Below are 25099 nucleotides of genomic sequence, written 5' to 3' on the forward strand. Positions count from 1 at the left end.
CTTTCACCACACGATCTGCCGCATGATGAGAAAAGGCCTCGCGATGGATGCGGGGCCTTTTCTTTGCAGCCTCCTGAACCTTCGCTACAGGTCGAGGAAATAGACCGGAGCAAGCGCCGCGAGGAATGCGCCTGCCTGAAGTGCGAGTACCCGCCACGCAGCTCGTGGTTCCCGCGGTAGCCACCTGATCGCGAAAAACGCCACAACAGGAAATTGCCCGGCGATGAGAAGTTGCCAGAGATGGGCAGCAGCCCCTTCATCGGCTTCACGGGCAACACCGAACATCGCAACATCCCCAAGCACCACGATCAGGGCCGCGATCGACATCGCCACCGGAAGAAACGCGCTCGGCCGCTTCATCACAGCTGAAAGAGTCATTGATCGCCTCCGGTCAAGTTATCGCTCTGGACAAGCAGCCTTGCAAGTCGCGGCGACTGTTGTCCCGGTCCCGACCCACGAATTCGCCGTGACTGCCATCGAAGCATCCAGCCGCTGGCACCTCCAATTTACCGCTAGTGGGCCAGCGCAGGCGCATGCGGCGGAATGAGGTCACGCAGCACCAGATCCACCTTGCGTGATGTCGTGCCACGGCGAACGGTCACCGCCACATGTGCGCCGGCAGGTGCAACGCGAAGCAGCCGGCGTGCGTCGGCAAGTGGCAACTCGCGTGGACCTCGACCATCGAGACCGGTGATCACGTCGCCTACCGCCAAGCCGGCCTTTGCCGCGGGGCCGCCAGACGCAACATCCATCACGGTATAGCCATCACTGCCGAGATTGATCCACATGCCCGAGCGGTCGAAGGTGCCGGTATCCATCCCCGGTTGCATCAGCGGCTTCAGATACATCACCTGATGCCCGTAATCGAACGTCACCACGAAACGCTTGAGATAGCCACTGCCGACATTGCCGTCGAAGTTGGCATCGGAAAACACACCCTTGGTTTGCGTATTGAGGCCGGCAATGATGTCGGGCACGGTGATGCCACCCAGCTCGAGCGACGATATGCGCGCCACCTGCGAGCGCGAAGGACCGCCGACGCCCCAGCCGTCGGTGGCAAGAATGCTTTGCGGGAGCCGTTCACGCAGACGATTCGCCTCCACGTACGGATGCGTCAGTGTCACTTCAGAGCGCGAACCGGTATCGATATTGAAACGCGCGGGAATACCCGCAACATGCCCTGTCACCTGCGGCATGTGATCGTAGAAATGAAACGGAACAGGCGTGCCTGCGTCCCGCGGATCGAAGCGTTTCGGATCGATCAGGGTCAGCGTGTTCGTGCCGTAGTCGATGCGCACCACGAAACGCTGCAGCATCTCGAAGCCGACCATGCCGCCCGGCTGGAAACCCTCCACCGGAATCGGGCTCATGTCCAGGATCAGCACGGTCTGGTCCGACATCGTGGCCGCACCCATCGCAAGCGAACGCACTTTCGTATAGCCGGATGTCTGTGTCTTCTCGCCGGCACCGCCGGAGATCGTCGCGCCTATCGGCTTGAGGCCGAGCGCATCGGCGGTCGATGGCGTCAGGATGTCGTGGCCGCCAGTGTCCACGAAAAACGGAAACGGCCCTTTGCCGTTGACCATCACGTCGATGAAGATGTGGTTGTTGAGCAGCCGGAACGGCAGCACCACCTCGCCTGCAGCCGCGGCACTGCCACCGATCGACCAGTCGTGCGGTTTTTCGCGCGGCATGGCGAAATCACTCGCCGGACGCTCGGGCCCCATCGTTACATCGACCAGGGTCAACGTCTGCTCACCGGCCGCACCGCTGCCGTCGTCAATGACCGTGGTACGCGGCGCCGTCACCCCAGCCATCTTCTCGAAATGGCTGTAATGCTCATCGATGGTCTGGAACCCCTGCGCCTCGCGCAGGTGCACCAGTTGATGCGAAGCGGGATCGAACCATGCATCGAACGGCTTGCCGCCTTGCGGGGTCACACGCAGGTGATCGCCATCCCTGTCGCGACCCAACGACTCGATGCGCGCACCGCCCCGGTCGGAACGCCACCAGAGATTGGCGTAGCGGTAGGCCTCGTTGATCGCCAGCGCCGGATGGTCGCCACCTTGCTGTTGTGTGGATGCACCAGAAATATCCGTCATCCACGGTGTGCTGCCGTCGAAACCCGAGGCACCATGCACCGGCGGAGTGTCGTAGCGGTCGATATGGCGTCCCGTCGCCAGGTCGAACATTTCGTCAGTCGTGCCGGTGAGGCCCTGCCCGGCATAGCTGTAATGGCGCGTCATCGTGCCGGTGGGCGCATTGCCGCCAACAGCATCACGGTTGGCGGCGAGGATCGAGGCCACCACGTCGCCATGCGCCTCGGCGACGGCCAGGATCGGCATGGCGAGCGACGCGAAACCGCATGCAAGGAGAGCAAGAAGGGAGTGACGCATAATCGGTCCTGATCATGAGGGATGCGTAGTCTTGCAAGCCGAAGCGACCCACGTCTTGAACGAACTTCACACCACCCGCACAGCGGGGCACCAGGTGCCATGCACCGAATGCCTGCGCATTGCCGCAACGGGGCGCCAGCAACACGCGCATGGCGAAGTACTCGCACGCCATCGACATGCGCAGGCCTTTGCGGCCGTCGTGCTTGCTGGCAGCTATGAAGAAGCTGGCGACAGCGGCCTGCATCGTGTGCAAGCCGGCGACGTGCTGTTCCACTGCGCGCACGAACGCCACCTCGACCGCATGCACGCCACAGGTGCCGAGGTGCTGGTCCTGCCGCTGCCGGACGACTGGAGTGGCGCGGCGCACGCGCGGGTACACGATGCGGACGCCATCGCGCAGTTGGCCGAACATGACGTGCCTGCAGCCGTGACCCGGCTGCTCGACGATGCCCTGCCCTTCACCCATCCGCCGGGTGACTGGCCCGAACAACTCGCTGTCGCGATGCTGGCCGATCCCAACCTCTCGATCGCCCAGTGGGCACGCAGCCACGGCCTGCATCCCGGCAGCGTGAGTCGCGGTTTCCAGCAGGTGTTCGCAGTCAGCCCCAGGGCATTCCGGTTGCAGGCCCGTACGCATGCCGCGTTGAAGTTGTATCGCGGCACATCGCTCGCCGCTTCCGCCATCGCCCAGGTCTGCGGTTTCGCCGACCAGGCCCATCTCAGTCGCTCGGTCACGGCGCTGACCGGGGCGACGGCATCGCATCTGCGCAGATAGACATCGGCCAGGGCGCAGCTCAGCTCGCTGCGACGATGGTGTTCCTTCCCCGTTGCTTGGCCTGGTACAGCCGCTTGTCCACCGTCTCGACAAACGGCAGCAGCTCGTCGCCGTGCGCGGGAATCATGGTACCCACGCCCATGCTGACCGTCAGCACGGCACCTATCCCGGATCGCAGGTGCGCGATCTGCTCGTTCGCGATCAGCTCGCGACAACGTTCGGCCAGTTTCATGGCGGCATTCTCGTCCGTTTCGGGCAGTACCAGCACGAACTCCTCGCCACCGAAGCGGGCGACGAAATCGCGTGCGCGCGTGGCCGCCATTCCCAGGGTACGGGCCACCTGTTTCAGGCACTGGTCCCCTTCGAGATGGCCGTAGTGGTCGTTGTACTGCTTGAAATAGTCGATATCGAGCATGACCAGCGACAACGGCTGCTTGTTGCGCCGCGCATTGGCCCATTCCAGCTCCATGATGGCGTCGAAGCGGCGCCGGTTGGCCACGCCGGTCAGGCCGTCCTTGAACGACAGCTCTTCCAGTTCCTTCTGCATGTCGATCAGCTTCTGCTCGGTACGCTTGCGCTCGCTGATGTCGAACATGAAGCCGATCAGCGAGTCGACCGAACCGTCCGGATTGCGTACCACATGCACCACGTCGCGAATCCATACGTACTCGCCGTTCCTGCAAAGGGCACGGTAATCGGCCTCGTGATCGACGCCTGCCTTCGACTGCGCGACGCAGAAATCCACCGCCCAGGCCCGGTCCTCCGGATGCATGCGATCGGCCCAGTCCTGCACGCTCATCCAGCTGGAGGGCTCCCAGCCCAGCAAATCCTCGATCTGCGGCCCGATATAGGCAAACGCCATCGAGGTCCAGTCGATCTTCCAGGGGATTGCCCGGGTCGACTCCAGCAGGGTCCTGTAGACGTCGCCGTCGGGTTCCATTCGTTTCTCGGTATCAACCATTGCTTCCGTTTCCGCTCGTGTATGGGACAGCACTCCGGGCGTCAGCCCTCTGGCTGCATGACGTCACTTCCGGCCCGTGCCGGGCAATGAAAAAGGGCAAGGCAGCGCCTTTCCGCCAGGTCGTCCCGATACAAGCAATGGTTGTGCCCAGCCCGCACACGACAGGAACGTTGAAGAATGGCGTGACGCGCCTCAGCCCCCCGGGTGCTGCGCTGCCGCTGTTGGCTGGCGTACTTGCTGCAACGCGCCTACCGTCACGTGTCCCGCCCAGCCGTCGAACACGTTCGCGGCGGCCGTATCGAGCGCCTTGGTCATCGCCGGGATCGGCGGGCATTGCGCCGGGTCTCCTGCCACACTCGGATCGGCCGGCGTCGTGATGCCTTCCATGCAGTAATGGCCGTTACCGGAACTCAGGCGTTCAAGCATGGCCATGCCCTGCGCATAGCGCTTTTCGGCGCGCACTGCGGCCGTGGCATCGGCATAGGTCGGGCGCATGTCCGCCAGCAGTTTTTCGGCCGCTTGCCGCTCGGCCGGCGTGGCGCCGGCATACGCCGAGGTGTAAGCCGCCTTGAAAGGCGACTGTGGGCGCTCCGCCGCCAGCGTCAGCCACGCCAGCGCCAGCGGACGGTTCACCGGTTGGTGATCACCATTGAGCGCCATGATGCCGAGTACGTACTGCGCCTGCTTGCTGGCCCAGCTGGCTGCCGTCGCGAAGAATTTCTGCGCCCGGTCGAAGTGCTGCTGACCGTAGCTCTGCGTGGCCAGGCAATAGTAGTAATCCGCCGGCAGGAATTTCTCCTCGCCGATCGCACACGATGTGTTGGCCAGATCGGCATCGCTTGGCGCCGCCTTTGCAGCCTGCGGTGACGTCGCCCCGGGGGTCGCTGCAGTGGTTGCCCATGGCACGCCGAGAGCGCATACAAGCAACATGGACAGCCCCGGTGTACGCACAGTCTTCCAGCACAATCCGTACATGCGCATCTCCCTTGATCGATGTGATGGTGCAGCTGATCCAGCCGACATGTTAACGGGGATGCCCCCGGCCGGGATGACAGACGCAAGGTCGCCTGACACTATCCGTATCGAATCGGCATGCGCCATATCGCCAGTGCTACCGTCAGCCCATGATCCCCTGCTACCTGCTGCTCGCCGCCCTTTCGATGCCATTGCCGGTGGCTGCCGGGCAGGCAGCCGCTGCACCTGTGGGCGAGCAGCACAACGTGGTGTTCACCGAATATTCGCCGCTTTCACGCAGTACCGAACTGGTGCGGCGCCTGCTGAGTCCGTTGAATGCGTGGCGGGTGAACCAGGCAGCAATGCGCCCGGGCCACGCCCTGCGCGAGCAACCGCTCGATCTCGCGCATGAGCAATTCGCCGTCCACGTACCCGCCCGCGAACCGCCGGGCGGTTACGCACTGCTGGTATTCGTGCCGCCGTGGCCGGAAGCGACCGTGCCGTCGGCATGGACGGCGATACTGGATCGCCACGGCATGATCTACGTCAGCGCGGCGAACTCCGGCAATGATGCCGATGTACTCGATCGCCGCGTGCCGCTGGCTCTGCTGGCCGCGCAGAACATCATGCAGCGCTACCCGGTCGATCCCCGGCGCGTCTACATCGGCGGCTTCTCCGGTGGCTCGCGAGTGGCCGAACATATCGCCCTGGGCTATCCGGACCTGTTCCACGGCGCGCTGCTGATGGCCGGCAGCGATCCGATCGGCACCGCACAGCTGCCGATACCGCCGGCCGACCTGTTCCGGCAATTCCAGGACACCACGCGGCTGATTTACCTCACCGGCCAGAACGATGCCTTCCATCTCGACATGGACAGCCACAGCCAGCAGTCACTGCGCGACTGGTGCGTCTTCCATGTGAACACGGTGGCGGCGCCCTGGACCGGCCATGAACTGCCCGATCCGGCGCCGCTGGGCCGCGCACTGGATCTGCTGGACAAGCCCGTGCAACCCGATGCAGACAAACTCGCGCATTGCCGCGCAGGCATCGACAAGACCTTGAACGCCCAACTGCAGCAGGCAGAAAACCTGTTGACCGATGGCAAGCCCGATGCCGCGCAGACACTGCTGGACAGGATCGACGCGCATGACGGCGGCCTGGCAGCGCCACGCAGCACCGGACTATTGGAAAAGATCACAGCGAAACACTGATCGCCAGCGCCAACGCACCCGCTGCAGGGTCACTGTCCGACATCAGAAACTCCACGGCGCGGGGTTTCTTGATTGTTGCCCATCCAGCAACACCGCGCCATCAATGGCGGCCCGGCCGCACATCGTCAGCGTTTGCCATCAGCGCTCGGTGATACACCTCGGTCGCGTCATCCATCGGAAACATGCATTCCATGCGCAACTCCTGTGCCGCTACGGTCTGCGGCGTGCCGACGGTGCTGACTATCGAGAAATAATGCAGCGTGCGACCGTCCTTCAAAAAGCTCAGGGGGATCATCGGCAGGCTCGGTTCGGGTGCGACGGTGTCGGTCACGTTCAACGTGCCGCCGACGCCGGGATAGGCCATCAACGCCGCCAGCAGCTCCCTGGTTTGCTCGTCGATCACCTGGCCCACGGCTTCGCGGTGAACGCGCCGAATCAGGCTTTTGGCGACGCTGTCCCAGTTCGCAATGAATGGACGCATGCCTGCCGGGTCAAACATCAGATGCAGCAGGTTGCGTGGTACGGGCTGCGCAGCCAGGTCGACAAAGCTGCCGAAAAAGCGGGGCGACGCGTCGTTGTTCATGATGACGTTCCAGTAACGATCCATCACTACCGCAGGAAACGGCTCATGCTGTTTCAACATGCGCTGCAATGCCGTCGTGATGCTGCGCATCACCGGCGCGTTCCAGGCATCCTCCGCATAGATCGGTGCAAACCCGCCAGCGAGCAGCAGCCGGTTGCGGTCGCCCAGCGGCACATCGAGGCCCTGCGCAATGTTCAACAGCGTCTGCCGGCTCGGTGCACTGCGTCCGCTTTCAATGAAACTGAGGTGACGTTGTGACACCCCGATATCGAGCGATAGCGCGAACTGGCTCTTGCCGCGCAGATCGCGCCAGCCGCGCAGCAGTCGACCCAGCTCGTGATTGGGCGCATCAAATTCTGAGGTGTGCAGGGCCATGGCTTGAGACCTGTTTCGTTTCAGCAGGAAGCATCAAATCGGTGCCCGGCATCCTACGGCAACGATTATGGAGTCACTATCCTCATCCACGCGCAGCCCGGCAATTACGCGGGAGGTAATCAACGCGCGATTCGAGCTGAACGTGCTGCACGGGAACCCGGCGCCACGCCTCAAACTGGCGAAACGTCCACCGGCACGGCCAGGCTGCGCTTGAGCGTGTCCAGCACCACACGCGTGCGGAAACGCTTTACGTTGGCATTGGCGGCGACCAGCCGCTGCATCAGTGCGTCGTAGTCGTCAACGTCGCGCGCCGTCACCACCAGCACGTAGTCGCCGTCGCCGGTTACGTACCACGCCTGCTGGATAGCCGGCTCCGCAGCGATCCACTGGCGCAGGCTGGCCAGCAGCTCGGGCCGTTCGCGCTCGACCTCCAGATCGGTGATCACGGTGAGCCGCCGGTCTACGCAGCGCGGATCGATCAGCGCCACCTCCGCCACGATCACGCCCTCCTCGCGCAGTCGCGCCATGCGTCGCTGTACGGCCGATGCCGACAGGCCGATGTCCGTACCGATCAACTCGGCGGAGCGTCGCGCATCACGTTGCACGATCGCGAGGATCCGGCGGTCGAATTTGTCGAGTTCGGCAGGCATCGGGCGAAAAAACCTCATAGACGGGGAGAAAACCTGTTTTGCCGGCGAACAACGCCACTTCGCCGCGCCGCGGAAACCTAGCATAGGTCGTCGCCTCCCACGTCACAGCGAGACCTCGCCCGTGCCCATAACGACCCGCCTCGACCGGATCCTCGCCGCATCGCGCCACATCGATCCGGTGTTCCTGGATTCGCCGACGCTCACCAGCGACGCCTTCGACGCAGCACTGCGCTGCCAGCTGATCGCCAAGGATGAAACCGCCAACCCGATCGGCTCGTTCAAGGGCCGCGGCACCGAGCTGTTCGCCGCGCTGGCGCTGCAGCCCGGCGAACCGGTGGTCTGTGCGTCCGCCGGCAATTTCGGCCAGGGCCTGGCCCGTGCGGCGATCCGGCGCGGCCATGCCTGCACGGTGTTCGCCGCGGAAACCGCCAACCCGGTGAAGGTGGCCGCGATGCGCCGGCTGGGTGCCGAGGTCCGTTTGGCCGGCGCCGACTTCGACGCGGCCAAGGATGCCGCCCGCCACCATGCGGCTGCCGGCGGCCTGCGTTTCGTCGAGGACGGCATCGAAGCCGAACTCGCCGAAGGCGCCGGTACCCTCGCGCTCGAACTCGCCGCAGCAACGCTGTTCGACGCCATCGTGGTGCAGGTCGGCAACGGTTCGCTGCTGGCCGGCGTCGGCACGGCGATCCGGCATGTGGCGCCGCAGCCGGAAATCATTGCGACGGTGGCCGCCGGCGCTCCCGCGATGAAGCTGTCGATCGATGCCGGTCGGGTCATCGAAACCGCCCACGCCGACACCATCGCCGACGGCATCGCGGTACGCGCGCCGATCGCCGCCACGCTGGCGCACCTGCGTGCGTGCTGCGACGACGTCGTTGCCGTGGCCGACACGCGGATCTTCGAGGCGATGCGCCTCATCCATCACCACCTGGGTATCGCCGTGGAACCCTCCGGCGCGGTCGGCGTTGCAGCCATCCTCGACGACCCGGAACGCTTCGCCGGTCGCCGCGTGGCAACGATCCTCTGCGGCGGCAACCTGTCGTCCACGATGCGCGAGCGCCTGATCGCGGCATGAGCGCCGAGTCCGCATTCCCTCTTTCCGGAGCACGCACCCCGATGAAACTTCTCTACCAGACGCACTCGCCCTACGCGCGCAAGGTGCTCGTCGCCGCCCACGAACTGGGCCTGCAACACCGCCTTGAAGTGATCCACCACGACACCAGCCCTACCCGCCGCAACGACGAGGTGTTCGCGCTCAATCCACTCGGCAAGGTGCCGGTGCTGGTCGTCGACGACGGTATGGCGCTGTTCGATTCCAGCGTGATCTGCGAGTACCTCGACGGACTGCATACCGGAGCACGGCTGATTCCCTGCGAACCCCGTACACGCCTTCTCGCGCTGCGCAAACAGGCACTCGCCACGGGCATGGCGGACGCCGGCATCGCCGCCCGATGGGAAGCCGAACGACGACCCGAATCGCTGCGCTGGCCAACGATGCTGCACGGGCAACTGGAAAAAATCGCGGCGGCATGCGATGTCCTGGAACGGGAGTCCGGTGACGAGCCATCGACCACGGATGTTCCAGACATCGGCGACATCGCACTGGCCACCACGCTGAGCTGGATCGCCTTCCGCAACGTCTACCCCTTCGCGACGAGGCGACCCCGGTTGTCATCGTGGTACGAACGCTTCAGCACTCGGCCGTCGATGCAGGCCACCACGCTCGCGGGCGATACCCGCGACTGAGCGCACCGCTCCATTCCATTCCCTCTACTTTACGGATGCCCATGAGTTCCCTCTGGACCGAACTGCTGATCCTGCACGGCCACATCGCCGATGCGCGCCTGGTGCGCCGATTGGCGTTGCCGAAGAAACGACCTGCTCCACCGCCGGCTGTTACTCACGTGGCAAAGTCTCCGACACGCTGGATGTGGCGGCTTTGCCTGGGTATCGGCGACGGGATTCTTCGTCGGCAGTGAACTACCGAACCGGGCTGATGAATCGGTTGGGAGACCGCCAACGACGAGAGGCGCGACACCAGTGTCAGCGCCACTGAGCGGGTCTACGCAAAGAAGCCCCGAATCCGGGGCTTCTTTCTCGCGGGATCCGCCCATCAGGCTATTCCTCCGGCGGCGGCTGCATCTTCTCCAGCACATCCTCGAATTCGGCGATGGTCTTCTCCAACGCATCGTGTAGTTCGTTCTGCCGATCCATCAGGTTCGCCAGCCGGTCCGCCTGCTTCAGCTTGGACAACTCGCCGTCATACAGCAGCCACGCTGCCGTCAGCGTTTCCACGTTGTTCTTCGAGTAGTGCCGCATCTCCTTGAGTTGCGCCACTGTATCGCCGATATGGTCGGCGGGGGTCTTGGCATGTTCGTCGGACATGGGCGGTTCCTCTTGGCAAAACGTGACTGTCATGCAGTGGCGCCCAGCAATGCTGGCCGCCACCATTCAAGTCGACCGTAACGCCAAAGATGCGAAGTCGAAGTCAACACCCTTCGACGGCTGGAAACGAAGAGGCCCCGCAATGCGGGGCCTCTTCGCATGAACTGCCGGGTGAAACAATCAGGCAAACGGATCATCCAGCACGATTGTATCGTCACGATCCGCGCCGGTGGCAACCAGCGCCAGCTTGCAGCCGGAGAGTTCTTCCACCGCGCGCAGGTAGGCGCGGGCGGCGGGCGGCAGCTGGTTCCAGTCGCGGATGCCGGCGGTGGATTCCTGCCAGCCGGGGAATTCCAGGTAGACCGGCTTGCACTCGTCCCAGCCGTCGGCGTCGAGCGGAGCCAGTTCGCGGCGCTTGCCGCGGTATTCGTAGGCGATGCAGACCTTGACCGTTTCCAGGCCGTCGAGCACGTCGAGCTTGGTGATGGCCAGGCCGTTGATGCCGTTGATCTGGGTGGCGCGCTTGAGCGCGACCAGGTCGATCCAGCCGCAACGGCGCGGGCGGCCGGTACTGGCGCCGAACTCGTTGCCGACCTTGCGCAGACGTTCGCCCATTTCATCGTGCAGCTCGGTGGGGAACGGACCGCTGCCCACGCGCGTTGCATAGGCCTTGCAGATGCCCAGCACGTAGTCGATGTCGCCCGCGCCCACGCCGGTGCCGGCGAGCGCGCCGCCGATGGTGGTGTTGCTGGAGGTGACGTAGGGATAGGTGCCGTGGTCGATGTCGAGCAGTGCGCCTTGCGCACCCTCGTACATGATGTTGCCGCCTTCCCTGCGGATGTCGTGCAGGATGGTGGCGACGTCGTCGACCATCGGGCGGATGTATTCGCCCCAGGCCAGCGCGTCGTCAAGCACTTTCTGGTAATCGACCGGCTCGACCTTCAGCCACTGGGTAAGGATGAAGTTGTGGTAGTCGACGGCGGTCTTGATCAGCGCCGGCAACTCGTGCGGATACATGAGATCGGCCACGCGCACGCTGCGACGGGCGACCTTGTCCTCGTATGCCGGGCCGATGCCGCGACCGGTGGTGCCGATGGCCTTGCCGCCGGCAGCGATCTCGCGCGCCTTATCCACGGCGATGTGGTACGGCATGATCAGCGGCGTGGCCGGGCTGATCTTGAGGCGCGAGCGCACTTCGACGCCATTGGCCTCGAGCTCGGCGATTTCCTGGATCAGCGCTTCGGGCGACAGCACCACGCCGTTGCCGATCAGGCACAGCGCGTCGTCGCGCAGGATGCCCGAGGGGATCAGGTGCAACACGGTCTTCTTGCCCTTGATCACCAGCGTGTGGCCGGCGTTGTGGCCACCCTGGAAACGTGCCACCGCGCCGACCCGTTCGGTCAGCAGGTCGACTATCTTGCCCTTGCCCTCGTCGCCCCACTGCGCGCCCAGAATTACGACTGACTTACCCATGATCTTCTCGCTCACTTTGCGTTGGCTCCGCGCGGGAGCCGGGGAAACATCATGCGCCGCGGCATCGGGCCGCTGCGCGTATCAATGAAACAGTTGCAACAGCACCAGCCCGATCACCATCACGCCGGCACCGTACACGCGCAGGGTACGCGGCGGAAGTTTCAGCGCTTCGCGCACCATCGCCTGCCAGCCTTGCGGTACCGCGAACAGCAGCAGACCCTCGATCACCATCATCAGGCACAGCGCTGCAGTCAGCTGGTGCATCCGGGTACTGCTCAGCGCTTCGACGGCGCAGGCTGGCTGAAGTAGCGCATGAACTCCGAATCGGGTTTCAGGATCAACATGCCCTTGCCGTTCTCGAACGATGTCTTGTACGCCTGCAGGCTGCGGTAGAACGCGAAGAACTCCGGATCCTGGCTGTAGGCCTGGGCGTAGATCTGCGCCGCCTGCGCATCGCCGTCACCACGCACCTTGGCCGCATCGCGCTGGGCATCGGCACGCAGCACCTGGCCCTGGCGGTCGGCATCTGCCTGGATCGTCTCGGCCGATTCCTGGCCGGTGAAGCGCAATTCATTGGCCAGTTGCAGGCGCTCGGCGCGCATGCGCTTGTAGACCGATTCGCTGACCTCGTTGGGCAGGTCGATGCGCTTGATGCGCACGTCGACCACGGCGATACCGAGGTTCTTGCGCGCGGCGATATCGGTCTGTGCACGGACCCGCTCGGTGATGTCCTTGCGACCGCCGGAGATCAGGTCAGGCAAGGTGCGCGCGTTGAACTCGAAGCGTAGCCCATCCTTGACGATCGGGGTCAGGCGCTGCGCCGCGATGGTCTGGTCGCCGCCGGTAGCGCGGTAATAGGCCGCGTTGTCGGCGACGCGCCATTTCACGTAGAAGTCGACGTTGACGCTCTTCTTCTCGGAGGTGAAATAGCGCTCGGGCGGCGCATCCAGCGACAGGATGCGCTTGTCGAAATGCATCACCTGCTGGATCAGCGGCAGCTTGAAGTGCAGCCCCGGCTGATAATCGGTATGCACGATGCGGCCGAACTGCAGCAGCAGCGCGCTCTGCCCTTCGCTGACCACGAACATGCTGTTGAGGCCGAGCAGGACGATCACGGCGGCGATGATGGCGGAGGTGAGCTTCATCATGGCTGCGTCTCCTTGTCAGCCGCATTGCTGCTGGCCGGTGCCGGCGCGATCGCCCCGGCGGTCACCGTGCCGGTGATCGTCGCTGCCGCGGCGCCCTGCGGGCTCGGCAGGTTGATGATGGCGCGACCGTCGGAGCCATCGATCACCTTGGGATTGTCGGCCATCACCTGTTCCATGGTTTCCAGCCACAGGCGCTTGCGCGTCACTTCGGGCGCGGCCTTGTACTGGGTCAGCAGCAGGTCGAAGCGTGCAGCGTCGCCCTGCGCACGGGCAATCCGCTCGGCCTTGTAGCCAGCGGCCTCGGCCGCGATGCGTGCGGCGTCGCCACGTGCCACCGGCACCACCTTGCTGGCATAGGCCAGGGCGCCGTTCTCGATGCTCTGCTTGTCTTCGCGGGCGTTGTTGACGTCGTCGAAGGCGTCCTTCACCTCGTTCGGCGGGGCCACGTTCTGGAAGCTGATCTCGGTGACGCGCAAGCCGGAGTCGTAGCCGTCCAGGGTCTTCTGCAGGGTCGTCTGGGCCTCGCTGACCAGGCTGGCACCGGCGGCGGACAGGATCTGGTCCATGTCGCTGCTGCCGATCACCGAGCGCACCGCCGCCTCGGCTGCGGCGCCGATGGTGCCGTCCGGGTCGTTCAGCGAGAACAGGTATTTGCGCGAATCGTCCACCTGGTACTGCACGGTGAAGTCGATCGTGATGATGTTTTCGTCCTTGGTCAGCATCGCCACCTTGTCGGTGACGGAACGAATCCGCGTGGCTTCGACCTTGGTGACCGATTCGATCGGCTGCGGCAGCTTCAGGTGGAAGCCCGGCGCCAGCGTGCGCGAGTACTCGCCGAAACGCAGCACCACGCCGGTCTGCCGCGCACCGATGATGGTGTAGCAGCTGAGCAGCAGGCCGATCGCCAGGACCAGCAGCAGGATCGCGAAGATGCCGCCCGGGCCCTGCTTGAGCTTGGCCGTGGCGCCCTTCACGGTGGCGAGCAGTTCGTCCAGCGGCGATTTGCCGGATGGGCGCTTCCTGTTCCACGGATCGTTCTGCCCGTTCTTGCCGGGTTCATTCCATGCCACTGTCAGTCTCCTTGAGGCCGTCGGGAGGCCGGCAACTACGGCCGGAACACGCGTTGAACGGAGTAACCCATGAGATAGCCCATGAGAGATGGGACCAAAGCTTGCCGATGCACCGTGCGACCCCGAGCGGCGGCCGCACAAACGCTGCGTATTCTAGCAGAGCCGGATGACATCGTCCGCTGTGCAATGCGGCTATTCCGCCGGTGCCAGCAACTCACGCAACAGCTGGGTTTCGGCCGCATTGCCGCCGCTGAGCGGTGCAATCACGCTGCGCGGCGCATCGATGTGCAGCTGCCAGCCATGCTCGTCCACGGATTCACCGCTGATCGCGCCGGCCGCCTTCAGCCGCGCATGCAGCCGGCCGGCCGACAGCGGCAGTTGCAGCGCCGACTGCACCCGTTCGCCGCCGAGCAGTTCGCCCAGCGCCTGGCGCAGCAGGTCGAGGCCGGCACCGGTAGCCGCGGACAGCCAGACGCGCACGGGTTTCCCGGCGGCATCGCGGTCGATGCGTGGCTCGGCACCAGCCAGGTCGATCTTGTTCATGATGTGCAGCTGCGGCACGTCGCCGGCGTCGATCTCTTCCAGCACGTTGTCGACCACGCGATGCAGGCGATCGCGCTCCTCGTCGGCCGCATCGCTGACATGCAGCAGCAGGTCGGCGTCGCGCGCCTCGGCCAGGGTGGCGCGGAAGGCCGCGACCAGGTCATGCGGCAACTCGCGGATGAAACCGACGGTATCGGCCAGCACGGCCGGCCCGCAGCTCAGGTCCTCCAGCTTACGCACCGTGGGATCGAGCGTGGCGAACAGCAGGTCGGCGGCAAACACTTCGCCGGTGGTCAGCGCATTGAACAGGGTCGACTTGCCGGCATTGGTATAGCCGACCAGGGCAACGCGCGGCACGGTGTTGCGCAGGCGTGCACGCCGCTGCTGGCCGCGCTGGGTCTGCACCTTTTCCAGCCGCTTGGTCAGCATCTTGACCCGCTCGGCGAGCAGGCGACGGTCGGTTTCCAGCTGGGTTTCGCCGGGACCGCGGTTGCCGATGGCACCGCCGCGCTGGGTGTCCAGATGGGTCCAGCCGCGCACCAGCCGGGTGGCCAGGTGCTTGAGCTGGGCCAGCTCCACTTCCAGCTTGCCTTCGTGCGAACGGGCACGCTGGGCGAAGATGTCCAGGATCAGTCCGGCTCGATCGACCACGCGGATGCCGAGATGCTTCTCGAGGTTGCGCTCCTGCACCGGGGTGAGCACGTGGTCGACCAGCACCAGGTCGGCGTCCAGCGCACGCGCCGCCTCGGCGACCTCGTTGGCCTTGCCGCTGCCGATGTAATAACGCGGATTGGGATCCTCGACACGGGCGCTGATGACACCCAGCACCTCGGCACCGGCGGACTTCACCAGCTCGGCGAACTCCGCGGCGCGGCGCGCCGTATCGCCTTCGCCGCGGGAATGCGGCAGAACCAATACGGCACGGTCGCCTTTCTTTTGTCTATCGAACACGAGTGGGCATGATCCTTCAGGAGCAGACCTACTTCATGCGGGCTGACACCCCGTCAATCAAGCGTCTGCGTCATTCGAGGCCGGCGTCGGGTCGACGTGGCCTTCATGGCCATCGTGACCGTCATGGCCATTGCCGATACGCACATTGCGACTGGGCACCACGGTGGAGATGGCGTGCTTGTAGACCATCTGGCTGACCTGGTTGCGCAGCAGCACCACGAACTGGTCGAACGATTCGACGGTTCCCTGCAGCTTGATGCCATTGACCAGATAGATGGCCACCGGCACACGTTCGCGCCGCAACGCATTCAGAAACGGATCTTGCAACGATTGTCCCTTGGACATTTCTTGTTCTCCCCTTGCCACGGACAGGCCGGAGAAAAAACGCCAATGGCGCCCCGGCCCAACATGTCAGGGATGTTAGCCGTTTTCAAATGATTGATGAAAGGGGATTTTTGATGCTGGCGGCGTACTGGATCACGCTGGCGGCGGTCCGGCCCGTCCCGGGCCGCCGGATCTGCCCAGGAACAGCTGCACGGCATCGGCGGCACGGGCCGGCAGATCGGGGCGATCCGGCTCGAACAGGCGTGCGCCAAGGTCGCTGCGCAGCCAGGTGATCTGCCGCTTGGCCAACTGGCGGGTGGCGAAGATGCCGCGGTCGCGGAACTCGGCCACCGTCGAATCGCCGTCCAGGTGCTCCCACGCCTGCCGGTAGCCCACCGCGCGAATCGCCGGCAATTCGGCATGCAGGTCGCCGCGGGCACGCAGGGCATGCACTTCATCGAGAAAACCGGCCGCCAGCATCGCGTCGAAGCGCTGCGCGATGCGCTCGTGCAGCAGGCGCCGATCCGTCGGCAACAGGGCCAGCTTGAGCACGCGCCATGGGAAATGCGTGCGGTCACCGCCGCGCTGCAGTTCGGACAGCTGGTGGCCGGTCAGCTCGATCACTTCCAGTGCACGCTGCAGGCGCTGTGCGTCGTTGCAGCCGATCCGCTGTGCGGCGGCCGGGTCGCGCCGGGCCAGGCGAGCGTGCATGGCGGGCCAGCCCAACCGCTCGGCCTCGCTGGAAAGCCGGGCACGGATGGCTGGATCGGCTTCCGGCAGATCGGAAAGCCCCTGCTGCAGGGCACGGAAATACAACCCGGTGCCGCCGACCAGCAACGGCACCCTGCCCCGCGCGCTGATCTGGGTCATCGCCGGCAACGCCTCGGCGCGGAAATCCGCCGCCGAATACGGCTGCGACGGATCGCGGATATCCACCAGCGCATGCGGATAACGCGCCAGCGTCGCCGCATCGGGCTTGGCGGTGCCGATATCCATGCCGCGATAGACCAGCGCCGAATCCACGCTGACCAAATCCAGCGGAAAGCGCTCGCTCAACGCGCACGCCAGTGCGGTCTTGCCCGAAGCAGTCGGACCCATCAGGAAAATGGCGAGGGGGCGCTGGTCGGCTGGCATCGGCCCATTGTAACGGGCACATCGGCGTCAACCACGGCCGCGTGAGGTGCGTTTCAGTGAGGTCGCATGCGTGCATGCGCCCATGAAACGGCGACGCGAAGTTCGATGACGGTCACGCCCTCTTATTCACCCTCGGAAGCCTCCCTCATGACGTCCACGAAATCGCTCGGTCTGCTGCGGGTACTTCTGCTCGCCATGCCCTCGTTGGCAGTTGCCGGGGTAGCCCACGCAGCCAGTTCCGGCCTGCCTGACTACAGCGGGATATGGCGGCTTGACGAGCAGCACAGCGACAGCCCGTCCGATATCGATGCGCGTCTACGCCTGGAGAGGAAGCGCGAAGAACCCGTGCAGCAGCCTGCCAGCGCCTCTTCGACCAGCACACCATCGGCAAGCCAGCCATCCGGCCAGCATGGTGGCCATGGCGGTGGCCATGGCATGGGTGGCGGCGGGATGGGTGGCGGCATGGGCGGCCATGGTGGTCATGGCGGCGGCCGCGGTCAGTCCAAGGCCTCGACTGCCGACCATGGGGCGCCACCTCCTGACACGCCGCCACCGCTGCTCGCCGATGATTCGCTGCTGAACGTGCAACAGGATGCCAAGGGCATCCGCGTGGTCCTGGGTGACACGGACCAGCTGGACAGCCGGCTCGACGGCTTTGCCCGGCAATCGCTCAACGGCAGCGCGATGGTGCAGAGCCACCTGACCGCCACGGGCCTGCAGATCACCATGCAGTTCGATGGCGATGTCCGCCTCCGGCAGGACTGGGTGCAGTCACCCGATGGCCACCATCTGACCGTCACCGAAACGTGGACCACACCAGCCGTGCAGCAGCCGATCGTGTTCAGGCGCAGCTATGACCGGCTCGATATCTGAACAACGCGGACAGCAAAGCCGCCGATGACTGCCCTGCATGACTTCAGGCGACGACTCGGCCGGTACGGCCCGCGTGTCGCGCCCGGGATTTTCCGGAGCACCATCCGATCCTTCTATAATCGCTGTTTCCCCGCCCGCCCCGCGGGCCAGCCAATGGATTCCCCATGTCGCAGACGATGAAAGCCCTGGTCAAGCGCAAGCCCGAACAGGGCATCTGGATGGAAGAGGTGCCGATGCCGGTGGTCGGCCCGAACGAAGTGCTGATCAAGATGGAAAAGACCGCGATCTGCGGCACCGATCTGCACATTTACAAGTGGGACGAATGGAGCCAGCGCACGATCAAGCCGGGCCTCACCATCGGTCATGAATTCGTCGGCCGCATCGTCGAGATCGGTCCTGGCGTGACCGGATACAAGGTCGGCGACCGCGTCTCGGCCGAGGGCCACATCGTCTGCGGCCACTGCCGCAACTGCCGCGCCGGCCGCCAACACCTGTGCCCGAACACGATCGGCATCGGCGTGAACCGCAACGGCGCGTTCGCCGAATACATGACGATGCCGGCCTCGAACCTGTGGCCGATCCCGGACCAGATCCCGTCCGAGCTCGCCGCGTTCTTCGACCCCTACGGCAATGCCGCGCACTGCGCGCTGGAATTCGACCTGATCGGCGAGGACGTGCTGATCACCGGTGCCGGCCCGATCGGCATCATCGCCGCCGGCATCTGCAAGCACGTGGGTGCACGCAATGTCGTCGTCACCGACATCAACGACTACCGCCTGAAGCTGGCTGCCGACATGGGTGCCACCCGTGTGGTGAACGTATCCAAGCAGTCGCTGAAGGACACCGTGAAGGATCTGCACATCGAGGGATTCGACGTCGGCCTGGAGATGAGCGGCAACCCGCGCGCGTTCAGCGACATGCTCGAATGCATGTACCACGGCGGCAAGATCGCCATGCTCGGCATCATGCCGCGTGGCGCCGGCATCGACTGGGACAAGGTGATCTTCAAGGGTCTCACCCTGCAGGGCATCTACGGCCGGCGCATGTACGAGACCTGGTACAAGATGACCCAGATGGTGCTGACCGGCTTCCCGCTGCAGAAGGTGCTGACCCACCAGATCGCGATCGACGACTTCCAGAAGGGCTTCGACCTGATGGATGCCGGCACGTGCGGCAAGGTGGTCTGCTCCTGGAACTGAGCACGAGGTATCACTCTTGCTTGCACCGTGCTGAATAACCGGCGCGATGCGGGGAACATGACAGTCGGCTGCACGCTACACTGCACTGCAGGCGGACCGAGCAAGCAATCTGGGGCAAGGGAGTGTCCGGCTGACCCAGCCGGGCTCCGTCGGTTCGCATGTCACCGGAGCGTAATGACATGGCTGAGCAAAGTCCTTCGCATCATGAGCTGATCGCGCGGGGTCGTGATCGCGCACAAGCCCTGTACCACTCCCGTCGCGTGCGCAAGAGTGTGTTGATTCTTGCCCTGTTGCTGCTGATCTTCGGCCTGCTCGGCTTCTTCGCTGCGCCACCGCTGATCAAGAGCCAGCTGCAGAGCCGCCTGGGCAGCATGCTCGATCGCCCGGTCACGCTGGGAGCGGTGCACCTCAATCCATACACGCTGAAGCTGGGCATTGATCAGCTTCATATCGGTGATCGCGACGGCCATTCGCCGTTTGTCGACATCGACCAGCTTACCGTCGGCGCCTCATGGAGTTCGCTGTTCCGCATGGCGCCGGTACTGAATGTGCTGACCTTGCAGCACCCGCAACTGCACATCACGCGCACGGGCGAACAGCAATTCAATTTCACTGACCTGATCGACCGCTTCGCAGGCAAGCCCGCCGACCCCAATGCACCACCGACACGCTTCGCACTCTCCAACATCAGCGTGCACGACGGCGACATCGCGTTTGACGACAAGGTACTCAATACCAGTCATCGGATCGATCACCTCGAACTGGGCATTCCGTTCATCGCCAACCTCCCGCACGATACCGACGTGTTCGTGCAGCCGTTGCTGGCCATGCAGGTGGATGGCAGCCCGATACATATCGGCGGGCAGACCAAGCCGTTTTCCGACAGCCATGAATCGGCGATCGACTTCCACCTCGATCACCTGGACCTGCCCCGCTACCTGAGTTATGTGCCGACGCCCTTGCCGGTGGCGATTCCCGCCGGCCAGCTGTCCGCCCAGCTCAAGCTGGATTTCATCGACAGGAATGCCAGCCAGCAGCTGAAGCTGACCGGCAACGTGCAACTGGACAATTTCACCCTCGACACTCGCGAGGGCGCGCCGATCGTGGAGCTGGGTCATGCCGGCGCGGCATTGGCCGATGTCCAGCCGCTGGTATCGCGCTATCACTTCGACACCATCGCTCTTGATCGCACCACCTTGCATTACACGAGCCTCGCCGGCGGCCGCAGCAACCTGGACGCGTTGATCGGTACCGGGAAAGCGCCGGCCAAACCGGCCTCCCCTCCCACCGATGCGCGTATCGCCACGCTGACCCTGCAGGGAAGCCAGATCGACTATGCCGATCTGAGCGGACCCAGTCCGAGGAAGCTGTCGCTCGACAATGTGCACGGCACGATCCGCGGGTTTGCGACCCTGGCGGCACCGCCAACCAGTATCGATCTGAATTCGGGCCTTGCCGGCGGCACGCTGCATATCAACGGCGCGCTGCACATGAGCGACAGCCGCTTCGTCGGCCAGGCGGTGCTGAACAGCGTGGGCCTGCCACCGCTCGTCGCGATGGCGCCACCGATGCTGAATGCGCAGGTCAGTCACGGCAACCTGGACGCCAGCGGACAACTGGTGGCCGACTGGAGCAAGACCTTCAACCTGCAGCTCGATGCAAGCAAGCTCGCGGTGAATGACTTCGCGCTGCAGCAGAAGAACCGCACGCCGGTGGCCTGGAAAGCACTGAATGCCGACATCACGCATCTGGATCTGGCCGGCAGCCAGGCAAGCCTGGGCAGCCTCAGCCTGCATGGGTTGAAGATCGACGCCCAGCGCTATCGCAACGGTCGCATTGATCTCACCGACCTGGTCAAGTCATCCCCGCATCATGCTGCCGGCAAGCAGCCGGCAGCACCAGCATGGCACTGGAGCATTGCGCATGTCGGCATCGACGGCAGCGTCTTTGCGTATCGGGATGTGGCGGTTCCGGGCAAGGCCGGGCATATCACGGTCAATGCCGACAAGTTCAGCATCGATGGCCTGTCCGACAACATGCGCCAATCGCTGAAACTGGACCTGGCCGGTGGCATCGACAAGGGCAAGTATCGTGTCACCGGCTCCGTGCGGCCGGAGCCGCTCCATGCCGACCTGCATGTCACGGCGACCCGGCTGAACGTGGCGCCGCTGCAATCGATGGTCAAGGTACCGCTCAACGTGCACGTCGACAGCGCGCTGTTGAGCCTGAACGGGCACGTGCGCTACAGCGACCACAAGCCGGAACCCCTGCTGAGCTATCAGGGCCGGCTCACGCTCGGTCGCGTGACGGTGCTGGACAACGTCACCAACGACGATTTCCTGCGCTGGAATTCGCTGGCAGCCACCGGCCTCAACGTGCGCGCTGGCGAAGGTGCCCCGCAGGTATCGGTCGACGGCCTGGCGCTGGACAATTTCTATGCACGCGTCATCGTCAACAGCAACGGCCGCCTGAACCTGCAGGATGTGATCGCCTCACCACAGACCGCACCGGTTTCGGTGACGCAGGCGAATAACGGCGCGGCTGCACCTGCCGCGCCGGCAACCGCACCGGTCCCTGCCGCTACCAGCCCAACGACCACGGCTGCTCCCGTCGCGGCGGCAAGCAGCGCCGCACCGCCACCGGTCATCCATATCGGCCAGATCATTCTTGCGCGCGGCAATCTCAACTACACCGACAATTTCATCAAACCGAACTACACCGCCAACATCACGCAGCTGGCCGGCAAGATCGGAGCCTTCGGCACCGCAAGCGGCGGTGCACCGGCGGATCTCACCCTGCAGGGCCAGCTCGACGACAACACCCCGATCAATATCGACGGCACGATCAATCCGCTGACGCCGGTAGCGTTCCTCGACATCAAGGGCAAAGCCGATGGCGTGGAGCTGACACACCTGACGCCCTATTCGAGCAAGTACACCGGCTACCCGATCATCAAGGGTCGCCTCACCATGGACGTGCATTACGCGCTCGACCAGGGCAAGTTGAATGCGGACAACCATATTTTCCTGAGCCAGCTGACCTTCGGCGATCGTGTCGAAGGCAAGGGCATCAGCCATCTGCCGGTGAAACTGGCGGTGGCCCTGCTCAAGGACTCCCAAGGCAATATCGACGTCGATGTGCCGGTAACCGGCTCACTGAGCGATCCGCATTTCAGTTTTGGCAGTTTGATCTGGCACGCGTTCGTCAATCTGATCGGCCGCGCCGTTACCTCGCCATTCCGCCTGCTCGCTTCAGGCATGGGAGGCAATCACCAGGATCTCGGCTACGTGGAGTTTGCACCGGGTTCGAATGTGCTCGATGCCCAGGCGCAGGATCGGCTGACCCAGATCACCAAGATCCTCACCGAGAAACCCTCGCTCAACCTGGACATCATTGGCCGGGTGGATCCCCAGTTCGACGAGAACGGATTGCGCAAGGTCATGATGCAGGAGCAGGTCGCGCACGAGATGGCCAAGGATCGCGGTGGCGACGAGAACGATGTCGCTGCCCTGTCCAAGCTCAGTCCCGATGACTACAACAAATACCTCACCAAGGCCTACAAGCATGCCAAGTTCTCCAAGCCGCGCGACCTGATCGGCCTGACCAAGTCGCAGCCACCGGACGTGATGGAGAAACTGCTGCAAACCAATGTGCAGGTCGACCAGGACGCGTTGCGCCACCTTGCCGAACGCCGCGCCGATGCGGTTCGCCAATGGTTCCGCGGCAAGCTGGACGACAAGCGCGTCTTCGTGTCGGCGCCCAAGCTCGACGCCAAGGGCATCGATGACAAGGGCAAGACCACACGCGTCGACTTCGGCATGCACTGAATGAATCGAGGCAAGAGTGTTTGGGAGTGAGAAACGAGAGCACTTGGCAGGCTCTGACTTTTCTCACTTCTGAACACTCATTTTTCGCCATGGTTTTCCGTGGCCGGCGAAAGGCTCACAATGGACGCTTTCCCCGACAGCGGACCCTTCTCCATGAGCTACCCCGGCCAGGCGCGTTACGCCAGCGAACTCGAATCCATCCGCGAACAGGGCCTGTTCAAGGCCGAGCGCATCATCACCTCGCCGCAGTCCGCCGAGATCGAGCTGGAAGGCGGTCGCAAGGTACTGAACTTCTGCGCGAACAACTACCTCGGCCTGGCTGACCATCCGGACGTGATCCAGGCGGCGAAGGATGCGCTCGACACGCACGGTTTCGGCATGGCGAGCGTGCGTTTCATCTGCGGCACGCAGGATCTGCACAAGCAACTGGAAAAGAAGATCGCCGAATTCTTCGGCACCGAGGACACCATTCTCTACGCGGCCTGCTTCGACGCCAACGGCGGTCTGTACGAACCGCTGCTGGGCGAAGAGGACGCGGTGATCTCCGATGCACTCAACCATGCCTCCATCATCGACGGTATCCGCCTGTGCAAGGCCAAGCGTTTCCGTTATGCCAACAACGACATGGCGGATCTGGAAAGGCAGCTGCAGGCCGCAGACGCCGCTGGCGCGCGCACCAAGCTGATCAGCTCCGACGGTGCGTTCTCGATGGACGGCTTCATCGCCAAGCTCGATCAGGTCACCGCGCTGGCCGCGAAGTACAACGCGCTGGTGCACATCGACGAGTGCCATTGCACCGGCTTCCTCGGCGACACCGGCCGCGGCTCGGCCGAGGTCAATGGCGTGATGGACAAGATCGACCTTTTCACCGGCACGCTGGGCAAGGCACTCGGTGGCGCACTCGGCGGTTTCACCACCGGCCGTGCCGAAATGATCGAGATGTTGCGCCAGCGCTCACGCCCGTACCTGTTTTCCAACTCGCTCCCACCGCACGTGGTGGCTGCTGCGATCAAGGTGTTCGACATGTTGGCCTCGGCCGGTGATCTGCGTGATCGTGTCAAGGAGAACACCGCCTATTTCCGCGAACAGATGACTGCGGCCGGTTTCGACATCAAGCCCGGCGTGCATCCTATCGTGCCGGTGATGATCTACGACGCGAAAAAAGCCCAGGCGATGGCGTCCGCGCTCCTCGACGAAGGCATCTATGTCACCGGTTTCTTCTATCCGGTGGTGCCGCAGGGCCAGGCGCGCATTCGCACGCAGATGAGCGCGGCACACACCCGCGAGCATCTGGACCACGCCATCGCCGCGTTCACCAAGGTGGGTCGACAGCTGGGCGTGATCGGCGCGTAACGTTTGCGGGGGCGACTTCAGTCGCCCCCGCAAATCAGGTTTTGTTCTTGCGGGTGTCGAGTGCCCGGACCTCATCCGCACTCAGTCGACGCCACTGCCCTTTCGCCAGATCGCCCAGTTCCAGCGCACCGATCGCCACCCGGATCAGGCGCAACACATCGAAACCCAGCGCCGCCAGCAGGCGGCGGATGTGCCGGTTGCGGCCTTCATCCAGCACGACTTCAAGCCAGGCATTCTTCTCGCCGGCGCGCAACAAGGTGGCCCGCCGCGCCTTCAGCAGCTCGCCACCCTCGCGAACACCAGCCTGCATCGCCGCCAACACCGATGCATCCGGCTGGCCGGCCACCTGCACGTGATAGGTCTTGTCCAGGTGGGTGGCCGGATCGGTGATGCCGGCTGCCCATGTTGTGTCGTTGCTGAGCAGCAGCAAGCCTTCACTGGCCTTGTCCAGACGGCCAACCGGCCCCAGCCAGGGTAGTCCGGCAGAGGCCAGAGCCGTGTAGACCGTAGCGCGCCCGTGCTCGTCGGCGGCACTGACGAGCAGACCGCGTGGTTTGTTGAACATCACATGGAAGGCTTCGGCGAATTTCACCGGTCGGCCATCGACAGCCACCTGCTGTCGATCCAGCAGTGTCGGATGATATGGATCACGCACGACGCGACCGTCGAGGCTCACGCGACCCTCGCGTATCCATTGCTCGGCCTGGCTGCGTGAACATGCCCCCAGTTTGGACAACACCCTGGCCAATCCATGCCGGGATGCCTGAATTGCCGGCGCGACAGGGCCAGTGGAACGGAAAGATGCGCGTGACATCCGGCTAGCGTATAGGGCGCCGCCACCGGGCGACAAGGTTCTGTGATTGCCATCGACATGCACCGTTGAATGTCCTGGCTGCCGCGTCGGATATGGCGGG

24 protein-coding genes are annotated in these 25099 nt (G+C 64.2%); 9 read left to right on the forward strand and 15 right to left on the reverse strand.

The window, feature by feature from the left end; translation table 11 throughout:
• Positions 1-84 precede the first annotated feature (84 nt).
• Both ACYVKM_RS09585 and ACYVKM_RS09590 read right to left on the reverse strand, forming a co-directional pair.
• Positions 85-378, reverse strand: coding sequence for a hypothetical protein (locus ACYVKM_RS09585; protein WP_460877364.1), 294 nt, complete (start codon positions 376-378; stop codon positions 85-87).
• A gap of 134 nt (positions 379-512) precedes the next feature.
• Positions 513-2345, reverse strand: coding sequence for an aspartyl protease family protein (locus tag ACYVKM_RS09590; RefSeq protein ID WP_460877365.1), 1833 nt, complete (start codon positions 2343-2345; stop codon positions 513-515).
• A gap of 106 nt (positions 2346-2451) precedes the next feature.
• Between ACYVKM_RS09590 and ACYVKM_RS09595 the strand changes: the two genes are divergently transcribed.
• A complete protein-coding gene (locus ACYVKM_RS09595) occupies positions 2452-3171 on the forward strand; it encodes a helix-turn-helix domain-containing protein (RefSeq protein ID WP_460877366.1) in 720 nt (239 codons plus the stop codon).
• Between the two features lie 19 nt (positions 3172-3190).
• On the opposite strand, the gene ACYVKM_RS09600 is transcribed toward ACYVKM_RS09595, so the two are convergent.
• Entirely contained in the window at positions 3191-4111 is a 921-nt protein-coding gene (locus ACYVKM_RS09600; RefSeq protein WP_460877367.1) for a GGDEF domain-containing protein, read from the reverse strand.
• Between the two features lie 213 nt (positions 4112-4324).
• Positions 4325-5062 carry a hypothetical protein gene (locus tag ACYVKM_RS09605; RefSeq protein ID WP_460877368.1) on the reverse strand — a complete coding sequence of 246 codons (738 nt, stop codon included), beginning with the start codon at positions 5060-5062 and terminating at the stop codon, positions 4325-4327.
• Between the two features lie 194 nt (positions 5063-5256).
• Between ACYVKM_RS09605 and ACYVKM_RS09610 the strand changes: the two genes are divergently transcribed.
• Entirely contained in the window at positions 5257-6297 is a 1041-nt protein-coding gene (locus ACYVKM_RS09610) for an alpha/beta hydrolase family protein (protein WP_460877369.1), read from the forward strand.
• A gap of 100 nt (positions 6298-6397) precedes the next feature.
• On the opposite strand, the gene ACYVKM_RS09615 is transcribed toward ACYVKM_RS09610, so the two are convergent.
• Together ACYVKM_RS09615 and ACYVKM_RS09620 are read right to left on the reverse strand one after the other, a co-directional pair.
• The gene (locus ACYVKM_RS09615; protein ID WP_460877370.1) at positions 6398-7255 is read right to left on the reverse strand and encodes a helix-turn-helix domain-containing protein; all 858 of its coding nucleotides are present in this window, start codon (positions 7253-7255) and stop codon (positions 6398-6400) included.
• A gap of 170 nt (positions 7256-7425) precedes the next feature.
• Positions 7426-7905, reverse strand: coding sequence for an Lrp/AsnC family transcriptional regulator (locus ACYVKM_RS09620; protein ID WP_460877371.1), 480 nt, complete (start codon positions 7903-7905; stop codon positions 7426-7428).
• 121 nt (positions 7906-8026) lie between these two features.
• On the opposite strand from ACYVKM_RS09620, the gene ACYVKM_RS09625 reads away from it, so the two are divergent.
• The 3 genes from ACYVKM_RS09625 to ACYVKM_RS09635 are packed head-to-tail and all read left to right on the forward strand — an operon-like array spanning position 8027 to position 9884.
• Positions 8027-8980: a threonine ammonia-lyase gene (locus ACYVKM_RS09625; RefSeq protein WP_460877372.1), complete on the forward strand. Its 954-nt coding sequence runs from the start codon at positions 8027-8029 to the stop codon at positions 8978-8980.
• A complete protein-coding gene (locus tag ACYVKM_RS09630; RefSeq protein WP_460877373.1) occupies positions 8977-9651 on the forward strand; it encodes a glutathione S-transferase family protein in 675 nt (224 codons plus the stop codon). The genes ACYVKM_RS09625 and ACYVKM_RS09630 overlap by 4 nt, the downstream gene beginning before the upstream one ends.
• Before the next feature lie 41 nt (positions 9652-9692).
• Entirely contained in the window at positions 9693-9884 is a 192-nt protein-coding gene (locus tag ACYVKM_RS09635) for a hypothetical protein (protein ID WP_460877374.1), read from the forward strand.
• 139 nt (positions 9885-10023) lie between these two features.
• Here ACYVKM_RS09635 and ACYVKM_RS09640 read toward each other — a convergent pair whose 3' ends face one another.
• From ACYVKM_RS09640 to miaA, 8 genes are all read right to left on the reverse strand, one after another.
• Positions 10024-10290 carry a hypothetical protein gene (locus ACYVKM_RS09640; protein WP_460877375.1) on the reverse strand — a complete coding sequence of 89 codons (267 nt, stop codon included), beginning with the start codon at positions 10288-10290 and terminating at the stop codon, positions 10024-10026.
• Between the two features lie 180 nt (positions 10291-10470).
• Positions 10471-11763 carry an adenylosuccinate synthase gene (locus ACYVKM_RS09645; RefSeq protein ID WP_460877376.1) on the reverse strand — a complete coding sequence of 431 codons (1293 nt, stop codon included), beginning with the start codon at positions 11761-11763 and terminating at the stop codon, positions 10471-10473.
• Between the two features lie 81 nt (positions 11764-11844).
• Positions 11845-12027 (reverse strand): DUF2065 domain-containing protein, encoded by a 183-nt coding sequence (locus ACYVKM_RS09650; RefSeq protein ID WP_460877377.1) that lies wholly within the window; start codon positions 12025-12027, stop codon positions 11845-11847.
• A gap of 11 nt (positions 12028-12038) precedes the next feature.
• Complete coding sequence (hflC, locus tag ACYVKM_RS09655; protein WP_460877378.1) at positions 12039-12911, reverse strand: protease modulator HflC; 873 nt, start codon at positions 12909-12911, stop codon at positions 12039-12041.
• A complete protein-coding gene (gene hflK / locus ACYVKM_RS09660) occupies positions 12908-13981 on the reverse strand; it encodes an FtsH protease activity modulator HflK (protein ID WP_460877379.1) in 1074 nt (357 codons plus the stop codon). The genes hflC and hflK overlap by 4 nt, the downstream gene beginning before the upstream one ends.
• A gap of 192 nt (positions 13982-14173) precedes the next feature.
• Complete coding sequence (hflX, locus tag ACYVKM_RS09665; protein WP_460877380.1) at positions 14174-15475, reverse strand: ribosome rescue GTPase HflX; 1302 nt, start codon at positions 15473-15475, stop codon at positions 14174-14176.
• A gap of 57 nt (positions 15476-15532) precedes the next feature.
• Positions 15533-15820 carry an RNA chaperone Hfq gene (gene hfq, locus ACYVKM_RS09670; protein ID WP_460877381.1) on the reverse strand — a complete coding sequence of 96 codons (288 nt, stop codon included), beginning with the start codon at positions 15818-15820 and terminating at the stop codon, positions 15533-15535.
• Positions 15821-15952: 132 nt separating this feature from the next.
• Positions 15953-16933 (reverse strand): tRNA (adenosine(37)-N6)-dimethylallyltransferase MiaA, encoded by a 981-nt coding sequence (gene miaA, locus ACYVKM_RS09675; protein ID WP_460877382.1) that lies wholly within the window; start codon positions 16931-16933, stop codon positions 15953-15955.
• Between the two features lie 147 nt (positions 16934-17080).
• On the opposite strand from miaA, the gene ACYVKM_RS09680 reads away from it, so the two are divergent.
• The 4 genes from ACYVKM_RS09680 to kbl all read left to right on the forward strand — a co-directional run bounded on the left by ACYVKM_RS09680 (position 17081) and on the right by kbl (position 24185).
• On the forward strand, positions 17081-17806 hold the full coding sequence (locus tag ACYVKM_RS09680; protein WP_460877383.1) for a hypothetical protein: 726 nt from the start codon (positions 17081-17083) through the stop codon (positions 17804-17806).
• A 176-nt stretch (positions 17807-17982) separates the two neighbouring features.
• On the forward strand, positions 17983-19005 hold the full coding sequence (gene tdh / locus ACYVKM_RS09685) for an L-threonine 3-dehydrogenase (protein WP_460877813.1): 1023 nt from the start codon (positions 17983-17985) through the stop codon (positions 19003-19005).
• 179 nt (positions 19006-19184) lie between these two features.
• Complete coding sequence (locus ACYVKM_RS09690; protein WP_460877384.1) at positions 19185-22832, forward strand: DUF748 domain-containing protein; 3648 nt, start codon at positions 19185-19187, stop codon at positions 22830-22832.
• A 153-nt stretch (positions 22833-22985) separates the two neighbouring features.
• Positions 22986-24185, forward strand: coding sequence for a glycine C-acetyltransferase (kbl, locus tag ACYVKM_RS09695; RefSeq protein WP_460877385.1), 1200 nt, complete (start codon positions 22986-22988; stop codon positions 24183-24185).
• Positions 24186-24219: 34 nt separating this feature from the next.
• Here kbl and ACYVKM_RS09700 read toward each other — a convergent pair whose 3' ends face one another.
• Positions 24220-24999, reverse strand: a complete 780-nt coding sequence (locus ACYVKM_RS09700; protein WP_460877386.1) for a pseudouridine synthase — start codon at positions 24997-24999, stop codon at positions 24220-24222.
• Positions 25000-25099 lie beyond the last annotated feature (100 nt).

Source organism: Rhodanobacter koreensis (assembly GCF_054782855.1).

What these genes read in the sequence shown, in the direction of transcription:
- ACYVKM_RS09585 (WP_460877364.1), bottom strand. Translation starts at nt 378, where the DNA reads ATGACTCTTTCAGCTGTGATGAAGCGGCCGAGCGCGTTTCTTCCGGTG.
- ACYVKM_RS09590 (WP_460877365.1), bottom strand. Translation starts at nt 2,345, where the DNA reads ATGCCGATCCTGGCCGTCGCCGAGGCGCATGGCGACGTGGTGGCCTCG.
- ACYVKM_RS09600 (WP_460877367.1), bottom strand. Translation starts at nt 4,111, where the DNA reads ATGGAACCCGACGGCGACGTCTACAGGACCCTGCTGGAGTCGACCCGG.
- ACYVKM_RS09605 (WP_460877368.1), bottom strand. Translation starts at nt 5,062, where the DNA reads ATGTTGCTTGTATGCGCTCTCGGCGTGCCATGGGCAACCACTGCAGCG.
- ACYVKM_RS09610 (WP_460877369.1), top strand. Translation starts at nt 5,257, where the DNA reads ATGATCCCCTGCTACCTGCTGCTCGCCGCCCTTTCGATGCCATTGCCG.
- ACYVKM_RS09615 (WP_460877370.1), bottom strand. Translation starts at nt 7,255, where the DNA reads ATGGCCCTGCACACCTCAGAATTTGATGCGCCCAATCACGAGCTGGGT.
- ACYVKM_RS09620 (WP_460877371.1), bottom strand. Translation starts at nt 7,905, where the DNA reads ATGCCTGCCGAACTCGACAAATTCGACCGCCGGATCCTCGCGATCGTG.
- ACYVKM_RS09630 (WP_460877373.1), top strand. Translation starts at nt 8,977, where the DNA reads ATGAGCGCCGAGTCCGCATTCCCTCTTTCCGGAGCACGCACCCCGATG.
- ACYVKM_RS09635 (WP_460877374.1), top strand. Translation starts at nt 9,693, where the DNA reads ATGAGTTCCCTCTGGACCGAACTGCTGATCCTGCACGGCCACATCGCC.
- ACYVKM_RS09640 (WP_460877375.1), bottom strand. Translation starts at nt 10,290, where the DNA reads ATGTCCGACGAACATGCCAAGACCCCCGCCGACCATATCGGCGATACA.
- ACYVKM_RS09645 (WP_460877376.1), bottom strand. Translation starts at nt 11,763, where the DNA reads ATGGGTAAGTCAGTCGTAATTCTGGGCGCGCAGTGGGGCGACGAGGGC.
- ACYVKM_RS09650 (WP_460877377.1), bottom strand. Translation starts at nt 12,027, where the DNA reads ATGCACCAGCTGACTGCAGCGCTGTGCCTGATGATGGTGATCGAGGGT.
- hflC (WP_460877378.1), bottom strand. Translation starts at nt 12,911, where the DNA reads ATGATGAAGCTCACCTCCGCCATCATCGCCGCCGTGATCGTCCTGCTC.
- hfq (WP_460877381.1), bottom strand. Translation starts at nt 15,820, where the DNA reads ATGTCCAAGGGACAATCGTTGCAAGATCCGTTTCTGAATGCGTTGCGG.
- miaA (WP_460877382.1), bottom strand. Translation starts at nt 16,933, where the DNA reads ATGCCAGCCGACCAGCGCCCCCTCGCCATTTTCCTGATGGGTCCGACT.
- ACYVKM_RS09680 (WP_460877383.1), top strand. Translation starts at nt 17,081, where the DNA reads ATGACGTCCACGAAATCGCTCGGTCTGCTGCGGGTACTTCTGCTCGCC.
- tdh (WP_460877813.1), top strand. Translation starts at nt 17,983, where the DNA reads ATGAAAGCCCTGGTCAAGCGCAAGCCCGAACAGGGCATCTGGATGGAA.
- ACYVKM_RS09690 (WP_460877384.1), top strand. Translation starts at nt 19,185, where the DNA reads ATGGCTGAGCAAAGTCCTTCGCATCATGAGCTGATCGCGCGGGGTCGT.
- kbl (WP_460877385.1), top strand. Translation starts at nt 22,986, where the DNA reads ATGAGCTACCCCGGCCAGGCGCGTTACGCCAGCGAACTCGAATCCATC.
- ACYVKM_RS09700 (WP_460877386.1), bottom strand. Translation starts at nt 24,999, where the DNA reads ATGTCACGCGCATCTTTCCGTTCCACTGGCCCTGTCGCGCCGGCAATT.